This window comes from Amycolatopsis sp. lyj-90, assembly GCF_046549035.1.
Taxonomy (GTDB): Bacteria; Actinomycetota; Actinomycetes; order Mycobacteriales; family Pseudonocardiaceae; genus Amycolatopsis.
This window is the reverse complement of record NZ_JAJPWP010000011.1, coordinates 240,452-248,414: the sequence shown is the minus strand read 5'-3', so window position 1 is coordinate 248,414 and position 7,963 is coordinate 240,452. Positions and strand designations below refer to the sequence as shown.

General features: G+C 67.4%; 4 protein-coding genes. 3 read left to right on the top strand and 1 reads right to left on the bottom strand.

Annotated elements, in window-relative coordinates:
- Nucleotides 1–115: 115 nt before the first annotated feature.
- Nucleotides 116–769 (top strand): type VII secretion system-associated protein, encoded by a 654-nt coding sequence (locus tag ACLJPX_RS35610; protein ID WP_410604743.1) that lies wholly within the window; start codon nucleotides 116–118, stop codon nucleotides 767–769.
- Nucleotides 770–985: 216 nt separating this feature from the next.
- Here ACLJPX_RS35610 and eccCa read toward each other — a convergent pair whose 3' ends face one another.
- Nucleotides 986–4,957 (bottom strand): type VII secretion protein EccCa, encoded by a 3,972-nt coding sequence (gene eccCa, locus ACLJPX_RS35605; RefSeq protein ID WP_410604742.1) that lies wholly within the window; start codon nucleotides 4,955–4,957, stop codon nucleotides 986–988.
- Between the two features lie 133 nt (nucleotides 4,958–5,090).
- Here eccCa and eccD point away from each other — a divergent pair, with 133 nt between their 5' ends.
- Both eccD and eccB read left to right on the top strand, forming a co-directional pair.
- The gene (eccD, locus tag ACLJPX_RS35600) at nucleotides 5,091–6,485 is read left to right on the top strand and encodes a type VII secretion integral membrane protein EccD (RefSeq protein WP_410604741.1); all 1,395 of its coding nucleotides are present in this window, start codon (nucleotides 5,091–5,093) and stop codon (nucleotides 6,483–6,485) included.
- On the top strand, nucleotides 6,485–7,912 hold the full coding sequence (gene eccB, locus ACLJPX_RS35595; protein ID WP_410604740.1) for a type VII secretion protein EccB: 1,428 nt from the start codon (nucleotides 6,485–6,487) through the stop codon (nucleotides 7,910–7,912). The genes eccD and eccB overlap by 1 nt, the downstream gene beginning before the upstream one ends.
- Nucleotides 7,913–7,963: the final 51 nt, after the last annotated feature.

The window sequence follows — 7,963 nt, the reverse complement described above, 5'->3', positions numbered from 1 at the left end:
TACCTCACCAGTGTTTGCGTGAGTTTGGGTGGCAGGCGCCGGGAACCCCAGCGGCGTCCGTGCGTTCGCCGACCTCCCCACCGATTCCGAACGAGAAGGAGCAATCATGGCCCCCATGACCGACACCGACGGAACACAGACGGAAGGTCCATTCGAGAACTGGTTCCTTTTGATGGATCCGGTCTGGAGCCCGTCCTCGGAGAACGACTCGCCGCCGATCGAGGCCGTTGTCGGGCTCTGGCCGGTCGAGGCGGACGGCAAGGTCGGCAAGTTCCGGGCCAATCCCGACTACCTGCCAGCCGGCGAGGACTCGCCGTCGGATCCGCTGGATGCCGTCCTGCGCCTGGTCTTGCAGGGACGCGCTGAACCCGAGCAGATCCAGTTGATGCTTCGCGACTCGCTGTTCGACATCGCCATGAACGGTGACGGCCGTCCGCTGGTGACGAAGTCTCCGGACGATGTGCCTTGCTGCGTCGTCGCCACGGGCGAGGCGTACCGGAGGCGGATCGCTTCACCTGGCTGGCGGCGCATCGACCTCGGCGAGTTGACCGGACTGCTGGCCGACGGCATCGACGTACTGTTCAATCCGGGCGGTCCGGCTTCGGTCAGGCTGGCCGGTGACTTCATGCGCGAGACGTTGGAAATGGACGAGGTCAGTTTCTCCGAGCTCTATGCGAGCGCTGCTCAGGATGCCTCGGGCGTGCAGGTGTTTCGATGGGAGCCCTCAGCGGAAGAACAGGCTAACCAGGAGACGGCGAAGCCCGAATAGGACGGCGTCGGCCATCCGCCGATGCACTTCGCGTCTCACCTACGCGGCACGACCTTTGCGATGATCGCTGTCGAGTCGGCTGGTCGACAGAGCCTCCACTAGGGAGCCGTTTTCGCGCTTGCGAGCGGGTTTCCCCGCTGCCATCCCGTGACGGAGAACCCAGGAGGCGAGATCTCCGTCACCGGATGACGAGGCAGCCGTTCAGCCGACGACGGGTCAGGACTCGTCGTCGATCAACGGGGTCTGCACCAGCCGCACCGACCGGCGTCGGTTGACGAACTGAGCGCGCCCCGCCGGCAGCACCCGCGGTTTGAGGTTGCCGAGGAAGGCCCCCTCCGATTTGGGGCAGGACAACATCAGGGCCGGCGTGCCGAGCTCCCACATCCGGCGGATGGCCGGGTTGCCCATCGACCGGCTGGCACCCGCGGTACTGCGCGCCAGGATGACGTGCACCCCGACATCGGCCGCCTGCGCGAGAACCGGCATCAACGCTTGCAACGGGCCGGCGCTTCCGCTCGACTCCGACAGTTCGAAATCGTCGATGATGATGTAGAGCCGTCCGCCCTCCCACCAGTCCCGCAGGGGCAGCCGGTCGGGGGTGATCTCAGGTCCGGGAATGCGCTTTTCGATCACCGACACCGCGCCGGCGATCGATTTGGTCAGAGCCTCGGCCCCGACGGCGTACTCAAGCTGGTACTCGGTCGGGATCGAGGTCCGCAGCTCCCGGCGGAAGTCGCCGAACATGATGCGGGCTTCGTCGGTGGTGTGGTGGGCGACGATCGACCGGGCGATGTGCTTGAGCAGGTTGGTCTTCCCTGACTCGGCGTCACCGTAGATCAGCAGATGCGGGCTAGCGTCGAAATCGTGCCACTCGGGCTCGAGATGCTGGTCTTCGAGGCCGAGGGCCATGCGCATCTCGGCGGATGGCGACGGCGCCCGCGGCCCTGGCAGTTCGCGTACGGACAAGCTCTGCGGCAGGAGCCGGACCTGAGGCGCCCGCGGCACGCCGGGCGGCGCCAGCGTCTCGGCGAGCTCGATGGTCGCCTCGGCGAGATCGTCGGTCCGGGAGTCCCCGTCGATCCGGGGCAGCGCGGCCAGGAAATGGAGCCGCTCGGGTGTGATACCTCGGCCAGGGATGGCGGGCACTGTGGCGGCGAACCGGCTGTTGATCTCCGAGTCGACGGGATCGCCCAGCTTGAGTTCGAAACGGGTCGCGATCACATCCCGCAACCACGGCCGCATCTCCGACCACCGGTTGGACGAGATGACGAGGTGGATGCCGAAACTCAGACCCCGCGCGGCCAGTTCGGTGAACTTGTCCTCCAGGTCTTCGAAGTCCTGCCGGATCGTGTACCAGCCGTCGACGACGAGGAAGACGTCGCCGTACGGATCGATGTCCTGGTACCTGCCCTGGGCACGGGCACGGCGGTAGCTGGCCATCGAGTCGATGTTGTGCTCGGCGAAGATGGCTTCGCGGCGTTCCATCAGGTTGGTGACTTCCAGCACGGTTCGTGTGACACGATCGCGGTCCAGCCGATTGGCGATGCTACCGATATGGGGCATGGCGGCGAGCGCGGACAGTGTGCCGCCGAAGTCCAGGCAGTAGAACTGGACTTGCTCGGGTGTGTGGGTGAGGGCTAGCGCGCAGATCAAGGTACGCAGGAGCGTGCTCTTGCCGCTCTGCGGGCCGCCGACCACGGCGGCGTTACCCTGGCTGCCCGACAGATCGGCGAGCAACAGTTCACGCTTTTGCTGCGCGGGGAGGTCGATCAGCCCCACCGGGACGGCCAGGCGCGCGGTGTCGAGGTCACCGACCGGACGTGGCCCGTACGTGGGGTGGTCCACGAGCGGCGGCAGGAGTTGGTCGAGGGTGGCCGATGTCTTGAGCGGGGGCAGCCAGACCTGGTGCGCGCGCGGGCCGATGCCGCGCAGCCGGTTGATCAGCACGTCGATCACGGTCTTGGTGGCCTCATCGGGCTGGGGCTCGTCGACGAACTCGGGTTCCGCCGTCGCGATCGGCTCGATGTATTGAGTGGTGAACGGGACGATGTGCTGTTTCGCGGCGGAGGTGATCTTCTTCTGCTTCGCCCGGTATGGCCCTGATGAGTAAGCGCCCTTGAACCGCACCAGAGTCTGCGTGTCCGGCCTCAGATACCCGTTGCCCGGGCTGTTCGGCAGTTCGTAGGCGTCCGGGACGCCGATGACACTGCGGCTTTCCATCGCGGAGAACGTCCGGAGCCCGATCCGGTAGGAGAGGTGCGTCTCGACCTTGTGAATCCGGCCTTCGTCAAGCCGCTGGGACGCCAGCAGCAGGTGTACGCCGAGACTCCGGCCCAGCCTGCCGATCATGGCGAACACGTCGATGAACTCGGGTTTGCTCGACAGCATCTCGCTGAACTCGTCCACGACGATGAACAGTGCGGGCATGGGCTCCAACGGCACCCCCTGAGCGCGGGCCGCCTCGTAGTCCCGCCGGGAAGCGTAGTTGCCCGCCGCCCGCAGGTGCTCCTGCCGCCGGTTCATTTCGCCGGTCAAAGCGTCCTGCATCCGGTCGACGAGTTCGAGTTCCTCGGCGAGGTTGGTGATCACCGCGGAGGTGTGAGGCAGCTGGTCGAAGCCGAGGAAAGCCGCGCCGCCCTTGAAGTCGACCAGGACGAAGTTCAGGTCCTCCGGCGAATGCGTGGTAGCCAAGGCGATCACCAGTGTGCGCAGGAGTTCGCTCTTCCCTGATCCCGTCGCGCCGACGCACAGCCCGTGGGGACCCATGCCGTCTTCGGCGGCTTCCTTGATGTCGATCTCGAGCGGTGTACCGGCGCCGGCGATGCCGATCGGTACCCTCAACCGTCGCTTGCCGGTCATCCGATCCCGGCGGTACCTGACCGGGTCGAACGTCGCGACGTCGCCGATTCCGAGCAGGGAGGCAAGATCGTAGTCGCCGGCCAGCGGCTCATCCTCCGTCACCGCTTCGCCGACGCGGAACCGCGCCATGATCCGCGCGAGCGCGCTCGCCGAGGTCTCACTGAGTCGATCGGGACGGCCCAAGGAAGCTGATTGCTGCTTGCCCACCCGGTCGAACGACACGGTCCGGAGGTCGTCGGCCTCGACCTCCAGGAACAGCACTCCGGAACGTTGCTGCCAAGGCAAGGATCCGGAGATGTCGAGGACGACGGCGTTCCGGTAGCCCTCGTCGGCGATCCGGTGGTCGGAGGGCACCGGCACACCGTCCAGGACCAGGACGACGAACGGTTCCGACGCGGTGATCGGAGTATCCGCTTCGAAGCGCGGCCTGCCCGTGAAAGAGGGGCCGCCCAGCAGGAGCTCTATCTGGCTGATGTCGCCGGCTGCCAGCCGTCGCGCTCCTGCCGCGTCCCGGCTTTCCGCGTCCTGGTTGTGGGGGAGCCACTTCAGCCAATCCCACCGCTCCATGCGTTCGGCCGCGGCGCAGACCGCGATGTGCACGTCTCCGGGAGCGTGAGCCGTCGCGAGTTGACCGAGGACGGCCCGTGTGAGGCCCAGGATGGCCTCGTCGTCGCCGCTGAACTGGATTTGCCCGAAGCCGCGCAGATAAAGGGCGATCGGTGCGTCCGGCAGCGTGTTGTACGCGTTCATGAACCGGCGCAGAGCGTGAGCGGCGAGAGGCTCGAGGTCTTCGATCGGCTTGCTGTCCGGGGGGACCAGCTTGGTATTCGAGCGTTGGGTGCCCAGGCCCAGCCGGATCTCCCCGAAATCGTCGTGGGCCGGGCGACGTTCCCACAACCGGTATCCGAGCGCCATCGACCACAGTGACCGCGGGTCCGGATGGATCCATCGCGCAGCCTTCTGCTGGGCGCCCACCTGCTTGCGCACCTGCTTGCGCAGCTGCGCGAGGTACCGGATGTAGTCACGTCGGTGACCATTGAGCTTCTGCTTGTGGGTCACCGAATTGCGCAGCATCTGGGTGATGAGCATGCCTAGTGCGGACACGACCATGAGGCCGCCGCCGATATAGGCGAAAGCACCGGCTCCCGGACGGACGAACATCATGACCATCGCGAGCGATCCCAGCGCCATGGGCGCGTACATCAGCACTGAGCTGATGCCACCGCCGGTGTCCTCGGGTACGCCGGGTGGCGGCTGCAGCTCGATTTCGGAGTCCGGCGCGGGTGGCACCGGCCGACGTGCCTGCCGGGCGAACAAGGTGGTGCTCACAGGCTCTCCCCTTGGTGAGTGGTCTCCCTCTATTTCCGGGCCGACGGTCGTGAACGGGCGCCGATGGGCGGGCACGTCATTACGGTCGGATCCGGTCTCGGGACTGGACCGTGGAGGAAAGGCCTGTTGCTTGATGGAAGAGCAGACACAGCATCGCACAACCAGTTCGGCGAGGCTACGGTTCGTTTTGGGAAAGCGGGCGAGGGAGCTCGCGCTGCCGGCGGAAGTCCCGCTGGCCGACCTGCTTCCCGCGATCCTCACCCAGTTCGGGGCACAGACGATCGAACAGGGAGCAGAGCACGAAGGGTGGGTGGTGCAACGGATCGGTGAGCCCGCGTTCGACGAGGATCGCACGCTCGTCGAGTTGAGTGTGGTCGACGGGGAAAGCCTGCATTTGCTTCCCCGGGCGGAGCAGCTCACCGCGATCGACTACGACGACCTCGTCGACGGTGTCGCGGAACAGGTGCACGAACACCCCGGCACACTGACTCCCGCGCGGGTGCGGTCGATGTTCCGCGCAGGCGCGATCGCGGCGCTGCTGCTTGGTTGCTGGTTGCTGTTGCCCGAATCCGCGGTGGCGGCGCAGGCTTTGGTGCCCGGCCTTCTGGCTTTCGCGCTGCTGGTGGCGGCGGCGTTGGTGGCGCGTGGTGCGGCGAAACCCGCACCAGCCGTGGTACTGGCGGGCGCCGCCGCGGGCTACGGCGCCCTTGCCGGGGTCCACGCCGTGCTCCTGCTCGATCCGTCGGCGGCCATGATGGCGACCCTCACCGGCGGGGCAGCGGGCGCGCTGCTCACCCTTGTCGTCGGCGTCATCGTGGTCGCGGACGCGGCGCTGCTGTTCGCCGGCGCGATCCTTTTCAGTGTCCTTCTGCTGATCACGGGCGTCATCGGAGTCGCGACTCCCGTCGTACCGGCCCAGGCGGCTGCCGTGGGGCTGACGATCTCGTTGATCCTGGGACTGTTCATTCCGCCGACCGCGTTCCGCTTGTCCGGATTGACGCTGCCCATGCTTCCGACCGGCGCGGACGAGCTGCACGAGGACGTCGACGCCGTGCCGCACAAGGTCGTCGTGGACCGGGGTGCGGCGACCTTCGGATACTCCACGGCCCTCTACACGGGACTAGGACTCGTGCAGGCTGTTTTGCTGCCGGTGCTGGCCGCGGGCGGAGACGTGTGGCTCCTGGTGTTCGCGCTCGTCATCGCCCTGCTCCTGGTGATCCGTTCCCGTCATCCGAGCGGAGCGATCCAACGGTGGGCCGTCCTGTCGCCCGCCGCCGTCGTGGTCATCGTGGCCGTCGCCCAGCTCGGTGCGGCCCAGCCGATGGAGGCACGCTTCGTTGTCGTGGTTCCCCTCGCCCTCGTCGCGGGGATGTTTCTGCTCGGCGGCGAACGCCTGCCTGGCCGGAGGTTCCGGCCGTACTGGGGACGGGCGGTCGAGATCTTCGAGCTGATCACGGCCATCGCGGTGCTGCCAATCCTCCTGCAGGTGCTGCACGTCTACACCTTCATGCGGAATCTGGCGGGCTGATGAAATCGCGCAAGGATCAGGTCCAGGCGTACTTCTTCGTGGTCGGACGGCTGGCGGCCGCCGTGACGCACGGCAGACCGGATGCTTTGGAGTCACCGGCCAAACGGATGACCACCGGGACGGTGCTCGGGTTCGTGCTCGCCGCGCTGATCATGGGTGTCTTCGGCATCTTCGGGCTGTTCGTGCCCTCGACCGGTGATTCTTCCTGGCGGCAGGACGGCGCGATCGTGATGGACAAGACCAGCGGCGCCCGCTACGTCTATCTCGGCGGTCAGCTCCGCCCCGTCCTCAACTACTCGTCCGCCCGGCTGGTGGCCGCCCACTCCGGCGGCGCGGTCACCTCGGTCTCACCCGCCGCGCTCGCGGGCACCCCGGTCGGCCAGCCGATCGGCATCCCCGGTGCTCCGGACGCTCTGCCCGCGCCTCACCAGGCGAACGCGGGACCGTGGACGGTCTGTGCCCAGCTCCCCGCGGGCACGACCCCCTCGCAGGGCCCGGTGGTCACCCTGCTGCTGGGAAACCCGGCAGGCACGGTGCTCGGCGACGGGCAGGCGCTGCTCGTGACCCAAGGGGGACGGCTCTATCTGGTGGCGCAAGGAAAACGGTTCCGAGTTCCGAACCGCTCGGCCGCCGCCGCGCTCGGCTACGATGCGCTACGACCGTTGGACGTGCCGCCGGCCTGGCTGAACAGCATCCCGCAGGGCCCGGACCTCGCCGCGCCGGTCGTCCCCGGAATCGGCGAGCCAGGGCCGGTGATCGACGGGAAGCAGAGCCTGGTCGGCCAGATCTACCAGGTACGGAACTCGGCGATCAACGCCGAGCAGAACTACCTCGTGCGGCGTGATGGGCTGGCCGTCCTCAGCCGGACAGGCGCCGCGCTACTCCTAGCCGTTCCGAGCACTCGGCAGGCGTATCCGGACGGGGTGATCGAGCCCATCCAGGTCGGACCGGGTGCCATGTCGGGTGTGTCGACCACGGCTTCTGCAGGTCTTGTCGGCGACATGCCTTCAGCCCCTCCCGCGGTCATCGATCCGCCGCCGGGTTCGCAGCCTTGTGTGCGGCAGGATCCCACGGCAGGCTCGGGGCAGGCGTTGACCGCGCTGCTGGTTCCTGACGGCCAGGTCATGCAGGCCTCGGTGCCTTTGGGCACGCACCACGCAGGCACGACGGCCGATCGCGTCGCGATACCGGCGGGGGGTGGCGTGCTCGCCCGTGACCCGTCGGCCCCCGGTGACGTTGGCGGAGCCGCCTACCTGATCACCGAAATCGGGGAGAAGTATCCGCTGCGTGACGCTGAAACGGCCGCCGCGCTCGGGTACACCGCGTCCGCGGCGATTCCGGTTCCGATGTCCTTGCTCGACCTGCTCCCGACCGGGCCGGTGCTCAGCGCGGAGGCGGCACGACAAGCCCAGCCAGGGAGGTCGTGATGCGTTATCGGCCCTCGTAAGGGGAATCCCTATCGCGGGACTCAACTTTGA

What these genes read in the sequence shown, in the direction of transcription:
- eccB (WP_410604740.1), top strand. Translation starts at nt 6,485, where the DNA reads ATGAAATCGCGCAAGGATCAGGTCCAGGCGTACTTCTTCGTGGTCGGA.
- eccD (WP_410604741.1), top strand. Translation starts at nt 5,091, where the DNA reads ATGGAAGAGCAGACACAGCATCGCACAACCAGTTCGGCGAGGCTACGG.
- ACLJPX_RS35610 (WP_410604743.1), top strand. Translation starts at nt 116, where the DNA reads ATGACCGACACCGACGGAACACAGACGGAAGGTCCATTCGAGAACTGG.